This is a genomic window from Streptomyces sp. R818, assembly GCF_056172735.1.
In genome coordinates, this window is the sequence record NZ_JAOCNE010000012.1 from 418,772 (window position 1) to 437,722 (window position 18,951).

At 66.5% G+C, this 18,951-nt stretch carries 19 protein-coding genes and 1 tRNA gene; 11 read left to right on the forward strand and 9 right to left on the reverse strand.

Annotated features, from left to right (window positions below):
- The first annotated feature begins 59 nt into the window (after positions 1-59).
- Entirely contained in the window at positions 60-320 is a 261-nt protein-coding gene (locus N5I75_RS28290; protein WP_476681915.1) for a ribbon-helix-helix domain-containing protein, read from the forward strand.
- Complete coding sequence (locus N5I75_RS28295; RefSeq protein WP_476681917.1) at positions 317-760, forward strand: PIN domain-containing protein; 444 nt, start codon at positions 317-319, stop codon at positions 758-760. The genes N5I75_RS28290 and N5I75_RS28295 overlap by 4 nt, the downstream gene beginning before the upstream one ends.
- Before the next feature lie 3 nt (positions 761-763).
- Here N5I75_RS28295 and cutA read toward each other — a convergent pair whose 3' ends face one another.
- From cutA to N5I75_RS28310, 3 genes are read right to left on the reverse strand one after another with little or no spacing between them, the layout of a single operon-like run.
- Complete coding sequence (gene cutA, locus N5I75_RS28300; protein ID WP_476681919.1) at positions 764-1,096, reverse strand: divalent-cation tolerance protein CutA; 333 nt, start codon at positions 1,094-1,096, stop codon at positions 764-766.
- A gap of 43 nt (positions 1,097-1,139) precedes the next feature.
- Positions 1,140-1,592, reverse strand: coding sequence for a Uma2 family endonuclease (locus N5I75_RS28305; protein ID WP_476681920.1), 453 nt, complete (start codon positions 1,590-1,592; stop codon positions 1,140-1,142).
- Entirely contained in the window at positions 1,589-2,686 is a 1,098-nt protein-coding gene (locus tag N5I75_RS28310) for a DUF1152 domain-containing protein (protein WP_476681922.1), read from the reverse strand. The genes N5I75_RS28305 and N5I75_RS28310 overlap by 4 nt, the downstream gene beginning before the upstream one ends.
- A gap of 88 nt (positions 2,687-2,774) precedes the next feature.
- Here N5I75_RS28310 and N5I75_RS28315 point away from each other — a divergent pair, with 88 nt between their 5' ends.
- Positions 2,775-3,515 carry a GntR family transcriptional regulator gene (locus N5I75_RS28315; protein ID WP_476681924.1) on the forward strand — a complete coding sequence of 247 codons (741 nt, stop codon included), beginning with the start codon at positions 2,775-2,777 and terminating at the stop codon, positions 3,513-3,515.
- A gap of 217 nt (positions 3,516-3,732) precedes the next feature.
- Positions 3,733-4,200 carry an ATP-binding protein gene (locus N5I75_RS28320; RefSeq protein ID WP_476681926.1) on the forward strand — a complete coding sequence of 156 codons (468 nt, stop codon included), beginning with the start codon at positions 3,733-3,735 and terminating at the stop codon, positions 4,198-4,200.
- A 204-nt stretch (positions 4,201-4,404) separates the two neighbouring features.
- Here the strand turns inward: N5I75_RS28320 and N5I75_RS28325 are convergent, their stop codons facing one another.
- Positions 4,405-4,974 carry a DUF7660 family protein gene (locus N5I75_RS28325; protein ID WP_476681928.1) on the reverse strand — a complete coding sequence of 190 codons (570 nt, stop codon included), beginning with the start codon at positions 4,972-4,974 and terminating at the stop codon, positions 4,405-4,407.
- Between the two features lie 282 nt (positions 4,975-5,256).
- On the opposite strand from N5I75_RS28325, the gene N5I75_RS28330 reads away from it, so the two are divergent.
- From N5I75_RS28330 to N5I75_RS28340, 3 genes are all read left to right on the forward strand, one after another.
- Positions 5,257-5,571, forward strand: a complete 315-nt coding sequence (locus N5I75_RS28330) for a hypothetical protein (protein ID WP_476681930.1) — start codon at positions 5,257-5,259, stop codon at positions 5,569-5,571.
- Between the two features lie 543 nt (positions 5,572-6,114).
- Positions 6,115-7,482 carry an AAA family ATPase gene (locus N5I75_RS28335; RefSeq protein WP_476681932.1) on the forward strand — a complete coding sequence of 456 codons (1,368 nt, stop codon included), beginning with the start codon at positions 6,115-6,117 and terminating at the stop codon, positions 7,480-7,482.
- Positions 7,479-8,345 carry a hypothetical protein gene (locus N5I75_RS28340; RefSeq protein ID WP_476681933.1) on the forward strand — a complete coding sequence of 289 codons (867 nt, stop codon included), beginning with the start codon at positions 7,479-7,481 and terminating at the stop codon, positions 8,343-8,345. The genes N5I75_RS28335 and N5I75_RS28340 overlap by 4 nt, the downstream gene beginning before the upstream one ends.
- Positions 8,346-9,540: 1,195 nt before the next feature.
- Here N5I75_RS28340 and N5I75_RS28345 read toward each other — a convergent pair.
- Positions 9,541-9,614, reverse strand: a tRNA-Gly gene (locus N5I75_RS28345).
- 546 nt (positions 9,615-10,160) lie between these two features.
- Between N5I75_RS28345 and dcd the strand changes: the two genes are divergently transcribed.
- Together dcd and N5I75_RS28355 are read left to right on the forward strand one after the other, a co-directional pair.
- Complete coding sequence (gene dcd / locus N5I75_RS28350) at positions 10,161-10,736, forward strand: dCTP deaminase (protein ID WP_476681935.1); 576 nt, start codon at positions 10,161-10,163, stop codon at positions 10,734-10,736.
- 11 nt (positions 10,737-10,747) lie between these two features.
- Positions 10,748-11,272, forward strand: a complete 525-nt coding sequence (locus tag N5I75_RS28355) for a phosphoribosyltransferase (RefSeq protein ID WP_476681936.1) — start codon at positions 10,748-10,750, stop codon at positions 11,270-11,272.
- Positions 11,273-11,346: 74 nt separating this feature from the next.
- Here the strand turns inward: N5I75_RS28355 and N5I75_RS28360 are convergent, their stop codons facing one another.
- The 3 genes from N5I75_RS28360 to N5I75_RS28370 form a co-directional block, all read right to left on the reverse strand.
- Positions 11,347-12,225 carry a Yip1 family protein gene (locus N5I75_RS28360; protein ID WP_476681938.1) on the reverse strand — a complete coding sequence of 293 codons (879 nt, stop codon included), beginning with the start codon at positions 12,223-12,225 and terminating at the stop codon, positions 11,347-11,349.
- Positions 12,226-12,362: 137 nt separating this feature from the next.
- On the reverse strand, positions 12,363-13,829 hold the full coding sequence (locus tag N5I75_RS28365) for an FG-GAP-like repeat-containing protein (RefSeq protein WP_476681940.1): 1,467 nt from the start codon (positions 13,827-13,829) through the stop codon (positions 12,363-12,365).
- A 240-nt stretch (positions 13,830-14,069) separates the two neighbouring features.
- Complete coding sequence (locus tag N5I75_RS28370; RefSeq protein WP_476681942.1) at positions 14,070-16,352, reverse strand: (Fe-S)-binding protein; 2,283 nt, start codon at positions 16,350-16,352, stop codon at positions 14,070-14,072.
- A gap of 280 nt (positions 16,353-16,632) precedes the next feature.
- Between N5I75_RS28370 and N5I75_RS28375 the strand changes: the two genes are divergently transcribed.
- Entirely contained in the window at positions 16,633-17,097 is a 465-nt protein-coding gene (locus N5I75_RS28375) for a class I SAM-dependent methyltransferase (RefSeq protein WP_476681944.1), read from the forward strand.
- Positions 17,094-18,077: a glycosyltransferase gene (locus N5I75_RS28380; protein WP_476681946.1), complete on the forward strand. Its 984-nt coding sequence runs from the start codon at positions 17,094-17,096 to the stop codon at positions 18,075-18,077. The genes N5I75_RS28375 and N5I75_RS28380 overlap by 4 nt, the downstream gene beginning before the upstream one ends.
- A gap of 20 nt (positions 18,078-18,097) precedes the next feature.
- On the opposite strand, the gene N5I75_RS28385 is transcribed toward N5I75_RS28380, so the two are convergent.
- Entirely contained in the window at positions 18,098-18,880 is a 783-nt protein-coding gene (locus N5I75_RS28385; protein WP_476682355.1) for a glycosyltransferase family 2 protein, read from the reverse strand.
- Between the last annotated feature and the right edge of the window lie 71 nt (positions 18,881-18,951).

Consider the following 18,951-nt stretch of genomic DNA (forward strand, 5'->3'; position numbering starts at 1 on the left):
ACATGAACTCCTGGCTCCGATCGGTGATCCGCCCGGAACACATGGACTACGGTTGGTACATGTCCATGAAGCGCACCAACGTCTACGCGGACCCCGAGGACCTGGCGATCATCAAGGAGGCCGCCAAGCGCAGAGGCATAAGCGAGGCCGAGATCATCCGACAGGGCATCCATCTCGCGGCCATGGCGAACCGGGTCTGGGACGAGCCGCTGTTCTCGCGCACCTTCGAGGGGCAGGGTCGTACGCCGTCGAAGACCGAGGTCCGCGACACGGTCGCCGACGCGGTGCGGCGTGAGTCGAGCCCCGGTGCTGCCACGTGATCATCGTCGTCGCCGACACCTCCGGCCTGCTGGCCGCCCTCGACTCGACCCACCCGGAGCACGCCGTGGCGAACGAGGCGATCCTGGCCGCGGGCCTGCTCATCATGTCCCCGCTGCTGCTCGCGGAACTGGATCACGTCGCGACACGCGAACTGGGACGAGAGGCCGCACTGAGCGCGGTCGACGACATCAGACACTGGATGCGCCGTGGCCGCGTCGCCGCACCGGAGATCACGGAGGAACACCTGGGCGTGGCCCAGTCCGTCCGCGCGCGTTACCGGTCGCTGGACCTCGACCTGGCCGACGCGGTGAACGTGGCACTCGCCGCCGAGTACGAGACGGACGCGATCCTCACCCTCGACCGCAGAGACTTCCGAGCGGTACGCCCCCTGGGCCGCCACAAGGCCTTCCGGGTCCTGCCCGACGACCTGCCGCTCTGACGCTCAGGCGGGCTCCGGCCGTGTCTCCTCGTTGACCCAAGCCGCATAAGCGGGCGCCGCGTTCATGGTGCTGACGATGGCGCACGGCACGTCGTACGGGTGCTGCTCCTCCACCCGCCGCAAGATCTCGGCCACCCGCCCGGCACTGGTGTGCAGGGACACATGCGCCTCACGATCGTCATGTACCTCGCCCTCCCACCGGTAGACGGCCCTGATGGACTCGGTGATGTGCCCACAGGCACAGAGCCGGTCACTCACCAGCTGCTTCACGAAGCCCGCGAGCCACTCGGGATCGGGCGCGGTGACGGTGACGGTGCAGATCTCGGTGTCGGTCATCTCAAGGCTCCCCTGGGTCGGACGACGAAACCCCGCGATCGTTTCAGACCTGGCCGAGGTCGATCTCCACGGCGAAGGGCGCGGTGATGCTCAGGACACCGGTGAACACGGCTCCGTTCCGGTAGGCCCTGGTCGCGGGGTCGAGCACGTACGTGTACACCAGCGGTGTGCCCGTCGCGGCCTGCTCGATCCGCCAGTAGAAGGTGATGCCCGCTTTGGCGTACTGGTCGACCTTCACGATCCGGTCGGTGGTCTCCGAGCCCGGCGACACCACTTCGGCCACCAGGAGGACGTGCTCGGGCCGGGTGGGCGTGATGTCGATGGTGTCCGCTCGGTAGACGATGACGTCGGGGCGGCGTCGGGTGAGGGGGATGTCCTGCAATCGGACATCGAGACCGGTGTCGGCGTTCCAATCTGAGCCCGCCGCGGCGTCGAGAGCGTTCGCGAGGACGCGGGCCAGTCGCCGGTGCCGCTTGGACGGGCCGGCACCGGTCATGACGGTTCCCCGGAGACACGCCACAAGGGAGCGACGTACTGCTCCGGGCGGCTGCTGATGAGGAGGCGGCGTAGCTCTTGGCGGTGCGAGCCGCTGAGGTGCAGGACTTCGGTGAGGTGCCGAAAGGTGGTGTGCGTGACTCCGCGACGCCGTGCTTCGGCCTCGAACCGGTCGAGCTGGGGCAAGACGTCGCGAGGGTCCAGATAGGTGGGCGGCTGGGCTTCGAGCCGCGCGGCCTTATCGCGCTCGTAGTCGATCTCCGAAAAGCCGCAGACGGCACGGCTGTACGCCTCGGCCTCCTCCAGCGTCGTGGTCGCCATGAGGGCGCGGGCGAGCCGGTTACGGAGGAGGGCCTGTTCCAGATCGACCTCGTGGACCGTCGGGGACGCATCCGTGAGCGCGATGGGCAGGCCGGCATCCCGGACCTCGCATACGCCACGGACTCCTCGGGCGGTCGCGGCGAGCATCCCGGTGGCCTCGGAGGGGTGCCAGTCCAGGACAGAGGTGACCGGCTCGACGTCTTCCGGGGTGAAGGTGTGCACCAAGGTCCCGAACAGGCTCTGTACATCGTGGACCGGGATTTCCCCGTCGAGGCCGGGTCCCGCGACCAGCAGACGTACGGGCTCGTCCAGCCGACAGCAGGCCGCGAGGGTCAGAGCGTCGGCAAGCGGGCTGCTGAGGGTCGGCTCGTCACCACGGGCCAGGATGTCGCCGCCGACATCGAGCAGGTCCACGGAGGAGGGAGACAACTGGTGCACAAGGTCGTTGAGCTGACGTGTGATTCCCTCGACGCCCTGCCGAGGGTCGAGCAGCGCGAGTGTGCACGGGAGTTCCGCAGCGAGCCGGGGGAGGGCGGACCCCACAGGCGGGATCGGTCGGGTGCCGGGCGCCACGAACCACACCGCCGGAGTCGCCGGTACGAGGCCGTCAAAGTCCTGAGGCCCTCTCGGACCCGGCACCGGGTCGACGAGCAGACGCTCCCACGCATACGTGAAGATCACAGCGCGGTCCTCGGGCCCGTACAGAGCGGCATGCAACATCGCGGCGGCGACCACGTCACCCCCGCCTCCCGCCGCGACGATCAAGCGCGTCATGGCGCTTACGGTACGCGGAGAACGCCGAGCAGCCCTCGCCCTATAGTGGCCAAAGGCTATAGCCACTTCATCTCAGGAGGGCACACTGATGCCGCGTATCGAGGAGACCCAGCCCAAGTATCTCCAGGTTGCGCATTACCTTCGCGACCAGATCCTTCGGGGAGACCTGCGTCCGGGCGACGAGGTCCCCTCGGAACGGCAGTTGGCGGCGGACTGGCAGATTTCCCGACCGACGGCTGCGCGGGCGCTTGAGGCGCTGAGTCAACAGGGGCTTGTCGAAAAGCGGCAGGGATCGGGCACGTACGTACGGAACCTGGAGATCAACCGGCGTGCACGGGAGTTGTACGGGCGTGCTCGGAAGACGGGCAACATCTATACGCCCGGCGAGTACGCGGTCATCACGTCGGCCGGCTGGGCGGACGCCCCGGACTACGTCGCCGACGCTCTTGGGCTCACGGGAGATCGCCGAGCGGTGCATCGACGGCGTATCACGCACAACCAGGACGGACCCATTTCCCTGTCCGCCTCCTGGTTCACTCCGGACGTCGGGCAACGAGCGCCGAAACTCCTGCAGATGGACCGCATCCGGGAGGGCACCTTGCTCTACGTGGAGACCGCGACCGGTCGAAGGGGCAGCTACGCGGAGGACCGCATGTGTGCCAGGCCGGCAACCGAAGCAGAGACGGCCGACCTGCAACTGAACCCTGGAGACTCGGTGTTGGTACTGCGCCATGTGGTGCTCGACATGCAGGACCGCCCGTTGGAGTTCGCCGAGGCCACCTACCCACCTCACCGATGGGCCTTCGAGCAGGGCTACCCGCTCACCTGAAGGGGTGGCTTGCGCAGATCCGCTTGCGCGGTTCAAGTGGCTAATGCCACCATCCACCAAGTGGCCAAGGCCACCGTAGTGTCCATGCGACGCGGGCAGTCGACGACAGACCAAGGGCCCCATCTGAAGCCGGGGCCGTCGACGACCGCACCCTCGTCACACGGAACGGCGCTGCCTCGACTCGCGCGGTAGCGACTTCGGCAAGGAGCGAACGCGGATGGTTGGAATGCCTGACGGTTGTAACGGCGCCGCCCCTTCCTGGCTCGGGGCCATACTCCTCCAGCCGACTCCGTCTTCTGTCCCGCGCGCCAGGCGATGGTTCCGCAAGTTCATCGCCCCGTACGAGCCGACCTGCTCGATCGACGACTGTGAACTGCTGGTCTCGGAGCTGGTCACCAACGCGGTGCTCTACGGACAAGCGTCGGGGCCCTGGTTGGTGCGGGTCGAGTGGTACAAGGTGCGGACCTCGCTCAGGGTCGACGTGCACAACGCGGGGCCCACGGGCGACATCCGGGTGCGCGATGCCGGGGACGAACAGGCGCACGGGCGGGGGCTGCTCCTGGTCGACTGCATCGCCGAGTCCTGGCACACGGGACCGAGCCGCTTCGGCGGGACGGTGGTGTCCGCAGTGATCGCTGACGCATGGCCATCGAAAACCAAGGCGCAACCGTTCCAGGGGAGCTGACAGCCCAAGCTCGTGAAGCGGGCTCTCAGCTTGGAAAGCTCGGTTTTATAGGGGGACTTGGTGGGCTGACCTGCTGGGGAGTGGCCTAGTGGGCCCTCGATGCCGATGGCCCGTTGCCCGCGGTTCCCCGTGATTCCCCGCCCAACCTGGCACGGGTCTGGCACGTAAGTAGAGGGCCAGAGACGGCCCGCCCGCGATTCGGGGTCACTCGTAGAACCGCGCTGCGCTGAGGGCCCGTGCCATGAACGCCCAGTCGCCCTTGGGTGGGAGCTCCTGGCCGTGGTTCGCGTACCAGCCCGGGGCGTCGGACACCCACGCTTCCAAAGCCTCCAGGAAGCTTTCCAGCGTGCGGTTCTCCCATTGGTCGCCGCTCGCTTCATAGTCCTGCCGAAGGCGCCTCAAGAAACCGCTCAGAGCAACACGGTCGGTGAGGCGCTCGTTGGGCTCCAGCGGGAGGGGCGCGCGCTCGTCTCCCCAGTCATCCAGCCTGAGTCTGACCTGGTAGTTGTGTTCCGCGTGAGCGACCACGCTCCCAGTGATCGCAGACCCCAGAGGGGGAGGGACGGTTCCGGGCGGTGACCTCACGATTTCTGCCAGCCCCACAGCGTCTGGCACCCCATCGATCTCTACGAACACCCCGAAGGGCTGTCGGCCGATAACCTTGCCGGTCACGGCGGCACCGACTGGCAGTGCGGTCATGGTTGCCGGCCAGGCTCGTCGTACGTCCTCGGGCGTCGGATCTCCCACACCGTTCGGCCACGTGTACTCCGTCATGGAGTGCATCCTGTCAGCCGCTTCAACTCGCGATTTTGCCGCACGCTTTCCAACTGTGGTGGCGGGGCCTTCGGCTGTGTGCATGGGCGTTCACCTGCGTTCATGCGTGACTAGCCGTTGGCGTGGAGGCGGCCCCAAGTCTCGTCTGAACGATCGCGAACGAGACTGTATGGGACGGGAACTGAGACGGTGACGAGCGGCTGGCTCCCAGGCAGTTGCTAGACACTCGCGCTCATGGGTGGTCTGGGTCACACTGGTTGTCTGCTTGAGCAAGGGGGGATCATGAGCGACTCGTATGTCAACGCGCCCATCCGAGCCCGCATGTACGCGAACATCTGGCACAAAGCGATCTGGGTCGTCGTGGTTGTGCTCTCGGCCGGCCTCTTGGCGCCGCCGTTGTTCTTCATCGCGGCCAAGAAGCGTGTCGTCAGCATGATCGTGCCGATCGTCTATGCAGGGCTCATTTACGGCTCAGCCGTCCTGGCGTCCGTGTTCGGCAACCCAAAGAACTGGGTGGGCGGCGTCTTGGCCATCACGATGATCGTCGCCGCTGTACACGCAGCCATCCTCGACACGGACTGGAAGCCCGGTCGATAAGCCATAGTGCTGGCGTCCCAGAAGGAGCGGAGCGTCGGGTTACCGCGAAGGAAGGCGTTCACCGTACGATCCCGTCTCCCGCTCCTGTGAGCCCTTTGGTCCGTAGCTCTATGCAGATGGGTCAGCTACGGCTGTTTCGGGTGCTACGCAGGCGGGGCTGGCCCACAGCAGTCGGCATACGGCTCGGACCGCCGTTCTCCGTGGCTCCCCGTTCAACCTGGCACGGATGTGGCACGGTGCAGAGCAGGAAGCGACGGGGCCCAGCACCTGGCCCCCAGGAGGTCTACCGATGGCCTAGGGAGGCTTCGACAGCCCGCGATGCCCAGTCCGGCTGCGCTAAAGCACCCGTATCGGACTTGAGAGCGCGAAACGCACACGGATGCCCCCTGAACGCCCTAAAATCCTGTGAGCACTACAACCGACGACTCGTCGCGAACGCACAAAGTGGCTCAACTAGCGTCAAGTCTTTAACGCGCTGTAAATCAGATACTTGGGAAGCTCGTGGATCAAAAATGATCCACATTAATGCAAAGTGAGATCGACGTGACTCAACTCGTCAGCTTCAAAGTCAGCAAACTCCTTGGTCAATTCACTCATGAGGTGCACTTCAAAGATGACTCCGAGTTCGTCATCCTGCATGGCCCTAACGGCGTCGGCAAGACGAGGATGCTGGAACTGGTCGAGGCTGTCCTCAAATTTGATGTGTTCACGATTGCAGAGTCTCGTTTCGAAAGAATCGCTCTTCGCTTCGATAGCGGGGAGCGCTTGATCGTCACAAATCATGGCGCCTTCGGGAACAATAGGCCACCTCGTCACTACGGTGGAGTGGATGTCGCCTTCACTCTCACTGCCCGCAAGGGAGCTACCGCTTCGGGGCGAATCAAACTTCAGCGCGAAGATATCCCCCCCGGTGTCTGGAGGGACATTCAGGGCGAATTGATGCAGAGCGTAGAGACAGACGCGTCACCGTCAGCCAAGTTGCAAGCCCTTTACCATGCAGGCAACCCGTACGTTCGGCCTTCCTACAGAAGTTCGAGCATCCGAACGAACCGCCACAGTGAACTGTTTGATATCGATGATTTCAACACTGACATCGTCGAATTCTTGGACAAGCTCCCGGTTCACCTAGTCGAGACTCAACGTCTTTTGATTTTTGAAGCGTCGAGCGAGCCGCGTCGGCGCCCTGTGGAATCTAGGCGCATGAAAGTAAACGAATGCGCACGCGACCTTTCCCGGCTGCTTGCAAGTGCGCTCACGACTAATTCACGGGAATCTCAGGAATTGGACAAAAGTTTCCCGAAAAGGATTTTGGACAAGGAGGAAGAGCCGGTACCAAGTGACGCACAGATCAGGGAGAAGTATGCGGAACAAAGTCACCTCAGAAACCGCTTGGCCGCTATTGCCCTCCTCGATGAGTCCATGGATGTTCCTCTTCCAGGAGAAGAGCTTATCGACTGGCAGCGAAAGGTTCTCTGGACCTACCTTCGCGACAGTCAGCAAAAGCTTGACACTTTCAATGACTTGCTACAGCGGGTTGAACTATTTAAGAGCATTATCGAGAAGCGTTTCCTGTTCAAGAAAATGGTAATCGATCGAGAACACGGATTTCGTTTCAAAAGTGAGGGTCTGCAACCGCAGCCGATCTTCTCCTCACAATTGTCTTCGGGCGAGCAGCATGAGATCGTCCTAGTTTACGATCTCTTGTTCAACGTCAAGCCAGGATCCTTGGTGCTAATCGACGAGCCTGAAATCTCTCTGCATGTCGCGTGGCAACAAGAGTTCATTTCAGATATTCGGCGCATCGCTCAGCTCTCGAAACTGCGCTTCGTGGTGGCTACACATTCGCCTCAGATCATCAATGAATGGTGGTCTCAAACAATCGGACTGCCGACATCGACGGAGGGCTCGTGAGAAACGTCCTCTCGCCTACCGCAACGAAAAATACTGTCGGCATGCTCAGGAATTATGATCCTAACGCGACTATTCTTGTACTTGAGGGTGATAGCGACGCCCACACTCTCAAGCATTGCCTAGCTCACGACACGGTAAGGATAGTGGTTGCCAACGGCAAGACGGAAGCTATTGAAGCGCTGGAGTTTTCAGATCAACAGGGCTTCAGTGGTGTGCTCGGAATTGTAGACGCAGACCTAGTGGATTTCGTAGAAGTTCGCTCTGTGAGCAACAATGTGTTCTATACGGACCTGTACGATCTCGATGCTATGGTGTTTTTCTCAGGCACTCCAGTTGATCGATGCCTAGAAGCATTTGGAAAATTTAGCTCCCTGCACGATCAGCTGATCAGCGGCGATTCACTGTCAGAGGAAGCGCGCGAGTCGGCAACTGAGATGGCGGCAAAGGTGGGATTCTTCCGACTCTACTCGATGCAAGGCGGCCATGAAATGGACCTCGACAACCCCCCATTTGAGAAACTTTTCTCTGATCCCGATTATAGGCCGAGTGTTTCCGCGCTAAAACAGATCCTGCCAAGCAAGTGCAATGGCAGAGAAATGCGCGAGAGCGACATTGACGCGTGGCTGTCGAAATCCGAATCAGAGTCAATTTCCAAGCGAAGAGTTGCTCAAGGGCATGACCTATTCAGATGCATATCTTACGTAGCTAAAAGGAAATGGGGAATCTCTGTAAGGGCCGAAATGTGGGAGGGTGTAGCTCGATCTCACTGGGGTACGCTATTCCTCAAAGAGACGGATTTGTTTGCTCAAGTCACCGCTTGGTCTGAGGCGACAGGATTTCCGGTTTGGAAAATAGTCGCCTGAGTGGCGTGAATTCGCGACGCCCTCGCGGCAACCCCTTTCGGTAATTTGGGCACGCTGTCCATATTTGAAATGCTCGCACGCTCATGTGGCTAGCTGTAAGCGAAGAGGCGATTCGTGCCTTTGTGGCGGTATGACCGGCGCTACGTGTTCCAATATCACCAGCTCCTACGATCAGCGTTTGCGTAACGCCGACTCCAGTAACTACTAGCGGTTTTCGTAGGACTCGAAATCACTCACCTATGGTCGCCGCAGCGATGACCTGACAAGTGCATATCCCCTTCCGTAGCAGATCGATCCACGACCCAGGCCACTACTACCCAGCTCCCATCCCGTCCGCCGTCGACCCACACACCGTGGAGCGGGCGTGGTTCAGGGGCGTCAAGGTGGAGCGCGCCACTGTACGAACGACCTTGACGCCCCTGGGCCTGCGTCTGCTCGGCTCTGCCTGGGTCGACGGTGGGCGGGATGGGAGCTCCCCACGCTCACCACGATTGGACGCGCGGCCGGGAACGGCGCCCCCTCCATCCCGGTGCCGGCCGATCCCCCGCCGGAGGCATTGTCTGTGACCGTGGGCCGCGTACGTCGGGTGCTCGACTCCTGCCTTCGGCCCTGCTCCACAAAAGGGCGGGCGTCGGCGCAGCGGGGCGGAGCGGGCGGAGGCAGGAGCGGCAGCCCCGGCGGAGCCGTGAGCCCGCCCGGCGGCGCGGAGCGGCGCCGGGTGCTTGAACCAGTAGAGAAAGTTGTAACTCACGCTGGGCACTGGGGGCCGCAGTCGTGCGTGGTCTGCTTCGGGGGCTGACTGTCGACCGGCCTGGTGGGGGGAGCTGGCAGGGCTCTGCCGCCGGATGACGGTCTCCGCGCGCACGTCCGCCGACCTGCCCGGCAGCTTCCCGTTCTGCGATCTGCGCTACCCAGGTCCACCCGGTGGGCCCGATTCGGCGCGACCTCGAAGGGCGCGACGGCTCGCGCCGGTCAGTCGTTCAAGAAGGCGGCGGGGACGCACCTGCACTCCGGGGAGCAGCTTCAGCGGGAGGTCGCGGGGATGCTCGGGCGGAGTGTGCGGAAGGCTCGCCGCTACGTGGCAGGAAGCCGGGTAATCGAGCACCTGGCACGGACGTGGCACGCGCCCCCTGAACCAAGCGGAAGCGGATAGCAAAAAGGCCCCGGTCAGGGTTTCTGACCTGGGCCTTCTTCGTGGAGCGGGTGACGAGAATCGAACTCGCACTCTCAGCTTGGGAAGCTGATGTTCTACCACTAAACTACACCCGCGCAGTACGCCCGCCGCAGTGGCGATGTACTGGCCGTCACTCTACCTCATGCCGGGTCCCGGGCGCTGCTGCCCCGGGGCCCGGCTGCGTTGGGGCGTGTGGATGTGACTGCGGGTGAAGGGAGTTGAGGCGTACGGTGTGGGGACCGCGAGAGGGTTGTCCAGGGGCGGAGTGCCGCCGCGACTGCCGTCCCTTTCATCCCGTAACGTGGCGTTTGTCGTCGGCCGGGAAACCGGCCACATGGCTCGTTGGGGAAGGGACTCCGGGACTTTGATGGACTCGATGGAGCGCACCGTCGTCCGTTGTGCCGAAGGGCACGTGTTCAGCACCGCTTCGTTCCCGATGCAGCAGGCGGACCGTCTCGGTCCGGGCCGGCTCATCCGGTGTCCGCGCTGTGCTCGACTGCGGAATGCCGTTCCCGTGGGACCCGGTAAGCGGTGATCAGCAAGTTCTGTCGGTAGAGACAGCCAGAGACAGCCAGCACAGCGCAGAGCGCGCGGGCCGAGCCGATTGTGGCGGGTCCGCGCGCTCTGCGTATCCTCGCTACGTGCTTCTCTCAGACAAGGACATCCGCGCCGAGATCGACGCCGGGCGGGTCCGGATCGATCCTTACGACGAATCCATGGTGCAGCCGTCGAGCATCGACGTACGTCTCGACCGCTATTTCCGGGTGTTCGAGAACCACAAGTACCCCCACATCGACCCCAGCGTGGAGCAGGCCGACCTGACGCGGCTCGTGGAGCCGGAGGGGGATGAGCCGTTCATTCTTCACCCCGGTGAGTTCGTGCTCGCGTCGACGTACGAGGTCATTTCGCTTCCCGAGGACCTCGCCTCCCGGCTCGAGGGCAAGAGCTCGCTCGGGCGGCTCGGGCTCGTGACGCACTCCACCGCCGGGTTCATCGACCCCGGCTTCAGCGGTCACGTCACCCTGGAGCTGTCGAACCTCGCGACGCTCCCCATCAAGCTCTGGCCCGGCATGAAGATCGGGCAGCTGTGCATGTTCCGGCTGTCCTCGCCGACCGAGCACCCGTACGGCAGTGAGCGCTACGGGTCGCGTTACCAGGGGCAGCGCGGTCCCACCGCCTCCCGTTCCTTCCTCAACTTCCATCGGACCCAGGTGTGAGCAGCAGCGACATGAGTGATGTGAGTGGCGTGAGTGGCGTGAGTGGCGTGCGCGAGAACCTTACGTACGAGGCCTTCGGTGGCGCCGTGCGCGAGCTCGCCCAGACCATCGCCGACGACGGCTACGAGCCCGACATCGTCCTGAGCATCGCGCGCGGCGGTGTCTTCGTCGCCGGCGGGCTCGCGTACGCGCTGGACTGCAAGAACATTCACCTCGTGAATGTGGAGTTCTACACGGGTGTGGGGACGACCCTCGAGATGCCCGTCATGCTCGCGCCCGTGCCCAACGCCATCGACTTCAGCGACAAGAAGGTGCTGATCACCGATGACGTCGCCGACACGGGCAAGACGCTGAAGCTGGTGCACGACTTCTGCCTCGACACCGTCGCCGAGGTGCGCTCCGCCGTCATCTATGAGAAGTCCCACTCCCTCGTGAAGTGCGAGTACGTGTGGAAGCGGACCGATGACTGGATCAACTTCCCGTGGAGTGTGCAGGAACCCGTCGTGAAGCGGGCCGGGCAGGTTCTCGACGCCTGAGAGACGCGCCAGACGTGACACAGGAAAAGGCGGGGCCCTCGGGCCCCGCCTTTCTCACACCCGTACCCGCTCTCTCAGAACGTGCCCAGCTTGATGATCGACAGCAGCGCGATCAGCTGGATCGCCGACGCCGCCAGCGCCTTCGGCCACGGCAGGTCGTGCGACTTGGCGACCATCGTGGTGAGGAGCGCGCCCGCGCCGAGCCACGTGACCCAGCCGAGGATCTGGACGAACGGGGCGTCGCCGCCGAGGAACATCGCGACGATCAGGCGCGGGGCGTCCGTCAGGGACGCGATGAGCATGGAGAGGCCGACGGTGGGCTGCCAGGCGCCGTCCCCGTTGAGCTGGCGGGCCAGGGTGTGGGTGACCACGCCGAGCACGAAGAAGCCGAGCGTGATCACGACGCCGGTGAAGAGGACGTAGGGGATCGCCGAGCCGAGCGTGGCGTGGATCACGTCCTCGCGGGCGCCGTCGAAACCGAACACCGCGAGCAGGCCGTAGAGGAACGTGACGATGAGCGCCGGGGCCCACATCGCGTAGTCCCGCATCTGGAGGTAGGTCGGCGCCGGGCGCAGGATCACGCCGCTGAGCAGCTGCTTCCAGTGCAGGCGCGGGCCGACTGGGCCGGGTGCCGCGGCGCCCGCCTGGTACGTGGCGCCCTGGGTGTAGGCGTCGTCGTCGTGCACCGAGAACGCCTGGGTGTGGCCCGGGTTGTTGGCCGCGTACGGGTCGTGGCCGCCCTGCGGGTACGGGGGCGTGCCGGGGTCGCCGAAGTACTCCGGCTCACCGTTCCCGCCGCCCCGGGGCCACTGCTGCTGGGCCCCGTGCTGCTGCCCGTGCTGCTGCCCGTACTGGCCGCCGTACTGATTCCCGTGCTGCCCCCCGTAGTGCTGCGGGGGCCCCTGCGGCGCTTCGCGGTTGTCCCGGCCGCGTCCGTTCCTGAATCCAGCCACGGTTCGAACGTACCTGGTTTCGGCGGGTGGCATGCCGGGCCCGGCGTCCGGGCCCGGCATTGGGGCTGAGCTGTGACATCCCTTAAGGAGTCCCGAAGGGGCTCCCCTAAGGGAGATCAACAGGTGCCGAGGGGGGATCAGTCGGTGAAGTCGACGCCGAACTGCGGGGAGCCGGAGGCGGAGATGCCGACCGTGGACGTGTAGATGCCCGCGGACGCGGACAGCGTGTCGTCCGTGTTCGAGTGCAGGGAGTAGACCGCCCCGTTGTACCCGTTCTCGCCGTTGGCGCCCACGACGACATCGCCGCGGCCGTCGTCGTCGAGGTCGTCGACGTGGACGTCGGAGCCGAAGTTGTCGTCCTTCTCGTTGGCGTTGGGCACGCCGGGGGTGTCCTGGCTGTAGAACTTGGAGCCCGCGCCCGAGATGCCGGAGCCGTCCTTCGCGCCGTACAGGACGACGATCGCCCCGGCGTTGCTGACGCCCGCGAGGTCCTCGCCCGAGGCGCCGACGACGAGGTCGAGGTGGCCGTCGCCGTTGATGTCGCCGAGGTCGAGCTCGCTGCCGAAGTAGTCGCCCTTCTCACCGGCGCCGGGGACGCCCGCGGTGTCCTGGTCGATGGTCTGGATGCCGGAGACGTTCGGGCCGCTCGCGGAGCCGTGGGCGATCAGGACGGCGCCGCCGAGCTGGGTGCGCGGGACGCCGGAGCTGTTGTCCCACTGCAGGCCGAAGACGATGTCGCCCTTGCCGTCGCTGTCGACGTCGCCGACGTCGGTGATGATGCCGGCGGGCAGCTGGACCGCTCCGGTCGCCTTGACGCCGGACGAGCTGCCGGGCAGGTAGAAGTTGGCGTTCCAGCCGGCGGTGGTGTTCTCGTAGCCGTCGACGAGGAGGTCGTCCCGGCCGTCGCCGTTGACGTCGCCGGAGTGCAGGTTGTTGATGCCGCCTCCGTCGCCGCCGCTCGCGCCGGGGGCGCGCACGGTGTAGGCGCCGCCCAGCGTGTTGGTGCGCGCGCCGCCGCGGACGATGTCCACGGTGGTCGAGTTGGGCGTGCCGATGGCGAGGTCGTCCTTGCCGTTGCCGTCGAAGTCGCCGGCCTCCAGGGCGTAGCCGAAGAAGTCGTGGCTCGCGGGGCGCGGGTCGGAGACGGTCGTGCCGCCGGTCAGGCCGCGGGCGGAGCCCCACAGGATGGCGACGGTGCCGCTGTCGGGGTCGCCGGTGCCGTCCTCGCCGGGTGCGCCGATGGCCAGGTCGTCGAAGCCGTCGTCGTCGAAGTCGCCGTAGGCGCTGGAGAAGCCGAAGTTGTCCTTGGCCTCCGCGCCGCCGGGGACACCCGAGGTGTTCTGGCTGATGAGGGCGTGCTTGCCGCCGCCGTACAGGACGGCGATCTGGCCGGCTCCGATGCGCCCGTTCACGTAGGCGCCCGGGGCGGCGGCCGCGGTGTCCGCGATGCCGTCCCCGTTGAAGTCGGCGTCGGACGCGGCGACGCCCGGCGTGGCGGCCGAGGCCGGTCCCGCCGTGGCGACGAACAGGCCGCCGGTGAGGGTGAGCGCGGCGGCGGTCGCCGTGAGGAGGCGGAGGGAGGCGGTGCGTCTGGGTCGGTCCATGGTGTGGCTGGCTCCTGCGGCGTTGAGGGGATGCCTGGCGGGCATCCGGCGTCGGTGACGTGCCGTTCGATGGGCGTTTGCCGGGAGTTGTCCCCGGGATCATCCGCCGTCCGGCGCACAGGAGACTCGTTGCGAGCTACAAGGGTTGTACGCGCACATGCGAGAAGGGCGCCTCGTCACCGTGACGGGGCGCCCTTCAATTGCTGTACGGCGAGGACTACTTCTGCTGTACGGCGAGGACTACTTCACCGGCTCCGGCTCCGGCGCGTCCTCGGTCTCCGCCTCGCCCGCCGGGTCGACCGGCGTCCTGACGGAGTCGAGCAGCAGCTGCGCCACGTCGACGACCTGGACGGACTCCTTCGCCTTGCCGTCGTTCTTCTTGCCGTTGACCGAGTCGGTCAGCATGACCAGGCAGAACGGGCAGGCCGTGGAGACGATGTCCGGGTTGAGCGAAAGAGCCTCGTCGACGCGCTCGTTGTTGATGCGCTTGCCGATCCGCTCCTCCATCCACATCCGCGCGCCGCCCGCGCCACAGCAGAAGCCGCGCTCCTTGTGGCGGTGCATCTCCTCGTTGCGCAGACCGGGGACCTTGCCGATGATCTCGCGCGGCGGGGAGTAGATCTTGTTGTGGCGGCCCAGGTAGCAGGGGTCGTGGTAGGTGATGATGCCCTCGACCGGCGTCACCGGGACCAGCTTGCCCTCGTCCACCAGGTGCTGGAGGAGCTGGGTGTGGTGGATGACCTCGTAGTCGCCGCCGAGCTGCGGGTACTCGTTGCCGATCGTGTTGAGGCAGTGCGGGCAGGTGGCGACGATCTTCTTCGCCGTCTTCGGCTTCTTCGACTCGGCGGTGACCTTGCCGTCGTCGTCGTACTCCTCGCCGAAGGCCATGTTCAGCGACATGACGTTCTCCTGGCCGAGCTGCTGGAAGAGCGGCTCGTTGCCGAGGCGGCGGGCGGAGTCGCCGGTGCACTTCTCGTCGCCGCCCATGATCGCGAACTTCACGCCCGCGATGTTGAGCAGCTCGGCGAAGGCCTTCGTCGTCTTCTTGGCACGGTCCTCGAGCGCGCCCGCGCAGCCGACCCAGTACAGGTATTCGACCTCGGTGAGGTCCTCGATGTCCTTGCCGACGACCGGGACCTCGAAGTCCAGCTCCTTGAGCCACTCCAGGCGCTGCTTCTTGGCGAGGCCCCAGGGGTTGCCCTTCTTCTCCAGGTTCTTGAGCATCGTGCCCGCCTCGGACGGGAACGCGGACTCGATCATCACCTGGTAGCGGCGCATGTCGACGATGTGGTCGACGTGCTCGATGTCGACCGGGCACTGCTCGACGCAGGCGCCGCAGGTGGTGCAGGACCACAGGACGTCGGGGTCGATGACGCCGTTCTCTTCGAGGGTGCCGATCAGCGGGCGCTCGGCCTCGGCGAGGGCGGCGGCCGGGACGTCCTTGAGCTGCTCCTCCGACGCCTTCTCCTCGCCCTCCATCGACTTTCCGCCACCGGCGAGCAGGTACGGCGCCTTGGCGTGCGCGTGGTCGCGCAGCGACATGATCAGGAGCTTGGGGGAGAGCGGCTTGCCGGTGTTCCAGGCGGGGCACTGCGACTGGCAGCGGCCGCACTCGGTGCAGGTGGAGAAGTCGAGCAGGCCCTTCCAGGAGAAGTGCTCGATCTGGGAGACGCCGTAGACGTCGTCCTCGCCCGGGTCCTCGAAGTCGATCGGCTCGCCCTGCGAGGTCATCGGGAGCAGCTCGCCGAGCGCCGTGTCACCGTCGGCCCTGCGCTTGAACCAGATGTTCGGGAAGGCCAGGAAGCGGTGCCAGGCGACACCCATGTCGGTCTTCAGGGCGACCGTGATCATCCAGATGAACGACGTCGCGATCTTCAGGCCCGCGAAGAAGTAGGTGAGGTTCTGGAGGGTGGAGAGGTCCATCCCCTCCAGCCAGTTGATCACCGGGTACGAGATGAAGAACGAGGCCTCGTAGGAGTCCACGTGGTGCTGGGCGCCTTCGAGGGCGTGCAGCATGAAGATGCAGACGCCGACGATGAGGATGACGGCCTCGACGAAGTACGCCTGGCCGAAGTTGGAGCCGGCGAAGCGGGACTTGCGGCCCGCCTTGTTCGGCAGGCTGAGCTGGCGGATGACGATCAGGACCAGGATCCCGAGGATCGTCATCGTGCCGATGAACTCGACGAAGACGTTGTACGGCGCCCACTCGCCGATGACCGGGAGCAGCCAGTCGGCCTGGAAGAGCTGGCCGATGGCGTTGACGATCGTCAGCAGCAGCGAGAAGAAGCCCACCGCCACGAACCAGTGCGCGACACCGACGACGCCCCAGCGGTTCATCCGGGTGTGGCCGAGGAACTCCCGGGCCACGGTGACGGTGCGCCGGCCGGGCTCGTCGGTGCGCGTGCCCTTCGGCACGTTCTGGCCGAGCCGCATGAAGTTGTAGATCTGCAGGAGGGCGCGGGCGAACAGGGCCACGCCGACCACGATCAGAACCAGCGACACGATGATCGCGGCGAGTTGCATTTGGGGGCTCCTCGGGCCTGCGAGGTGGTCTCTTCTTTGACGTACTCGGACGGTACTTCGAACGGATACTTCGAACGGTACCGGTGATTACTAAGCGGTAACTTATGCAGTCCGTCTGAGACTACCCACTTACGCGATCGCAATGTAGTCGGCCGGGTCGTGATCTGTGTCGCTGAGGGTGCCCTCGCCGCGTCAGGGCGCTTCAGATCGTGTTATACGCCGCAAATCGGGACAAGGGCGAATAGTTTGTGCGGGGCTTCACACGTAAGGGAGCAGACGCATGACGCGCTTCGGACGGACGCGGAAGCTGGTGCGGCACCTCGCCCACCGCGAGATCGACCTGGTCCTCGACGCGGGCGGGCAGGACGGCGCCTTCGGGCGGGCGCTGCGACGCCGCGGCTACCGGGGGCGGATCGTCTCCTTCGAACCGTTCGGCGGGGCTCGGGCCGCCGTGCGCAGGGCCGCCGCCCGGGACGAGGGCTGGCGCGTGCTCCCGTACGCGCTCGGGCAGCGCGACGGGACGTGGCTGCGCCGCCTCGACGGGCTGTGGGAGGACGTCGTGGCGCCGGGGGAGCGGGTGCTGCTCCAGGTCGACTCGCATCCGGAACTCGCCGGGGTGCTCGAAGGGGCCGGGGACTTCGGCGCCGACCTGGCGCTCGTGTGGACCGGGGGACTCTCCGGCGACCTGGCCGGCGGCGCGCCCGGTGAGGTCCCCGAGGGCGCGCAACGGCCGGTGTTCGCGTGAGGGTCGCGCTGGTCCACAGCTTCGGCGGGGTGACGGGGCCGGGATCCAGAGGTGCCGACGAGGCCGTCCTCGACCAGGCGCTCGCGCTTGGCGGCGCCGGTCACGAGGTGCGGCTGGTCGCCGCCGGGCTCGGCCGGGACCCCCTCACCGTGCTGCGCGCCTTCGGGCCCGACGTGGTCCACGTCCATCAGCTCTCCCCCGGCTTCGGCCGCGCCTGGGTCGCCGAGTGGACCGGGCCGCTGGTGGCGACGCTGCCCGAGCCCGGACCACCGCGCGCCCGCTGGCTGGCGTTCGCTCGGGGCGGGCGGGGCGGCGCCCGGACGGACCCGCTGCTGCGCCGCGCCGACCGGGTGATCGTCGCGTCGGAGCTGAGCCGGGACACGTACGAGCGGGCGGGGCTGCCCCCGGAGCGCATCACCGTGCTGCCGCACTGCGTCCCGGCGGCTGAACGGTCCCCGGGCGGGGACGTCTGGGTCTGCGCCGGGCGGCTCGCCGCCGGGGAGAACGTCCTCGACCTCGTACGCCGCTGGCCCGGCGACCGGCGCCTCGACGTGTTCGGCACCGGGCCGCTGGAACCGGCGTGCCGCGCCGCCGCACCCGCCTCCGCACGGTTCCTCGGCGAGGCGGCCCGCCCGGTGCTGCGGCGCGCGCTGCCGGGCTACCGTGGCCTCGTCCTCCCTGGTCAGTGGCGTACGGGCGCCGTACCTGCCGTCTATCCGGAGGCGCTGGCGGCCGGGCTGCCCGTGCTCGCCTTCGAGGGGTCGGCGGCGCCCCGCACGGTCCGCGCCGACGGCACCGGCACGGTGACCGGGTGGGACGCCCCGCTGCCCGCCGCCCTCGACGCCGCCGACCGGATCTTCCCGACCCTGCGTGAGCACTGTCGCGGCGTGCACGCGAAGAAATACGGGGAAGCGGCCTGGGCCGAACGGGTGGAACGGCTCTACGCGGCGCTGACCGCTACGGCGCCGCCCGCCCCGTAGCCGGTGAACGGGGCTCGTGGCTACGGCGCCGCCCGCCCCGTAGCCAGCGAGCGCGCCACCGTCACCACGTACGGCGACACCATGAGCACCGGCGCCCTGACGCCCGTATGGCGCCAGCAGTAGACCCACCACTGCCAGAGCGGGACGCCGGGCTCGCTGCCCGCGTCGGACGGGGTGGGCGGCGGCGGGCGGTCACCCGCGTGGCGCGGGGCGACGTAGGCGGGGATGCCCGCGCGGCGGGCGCGGAAGCCGTGGTCGTAGTCGCCCATGCCGTGGCGGAAGACCTTGTCGATGTCGCCGACGCGCTCGCGCACGGCCCAGGGGAGCAGGACCACGTCGCCGTCGTACGTGTCGCAGGGCTCGGGGCGGGCACCCGGTTCGACGAGCGCGAGGGCGCGGCCGTCGCGGCGGCGGCCCGAGTGCGAGGTGATGCCTTCCTGGCGGACCGCGCCCACGATCACCGCCTCCTCGTCGAACCCGCCGGACACGTCCAGAAGGTGGGCGAGGGCGTCCGGTGCGAGGCGTACGCCGGGGTCGAGCCAGAGCTGGTGCGTGGGTTCGCAGCTGCCCGCGGCGCGGCTGTTGCGGCTGGCCAGGCGCATGCCCTGGCCCCAGTGGACGTCGGGGTCGACGACGGTGACCTGGACGCCGGGGTGGGCGCGTCGCACGGCGCGGGCCGTGCCGTCCGTCGATCCGGCGTCGACCAGATGGACGCGTACGCGCGCGCCGGGTGACAGATCGCGCTGGGCGGCGAGGGCGTCGAGCGCCGCGAGGGTGTCGGCCCGGCGGTTGTGGGTGGTCATCAGGACGGCCACGACGGGCACCCGGGGCAGTTCCACGGACTCTCCTTCGCAGGGGCCCCGGCGTGGGTGTC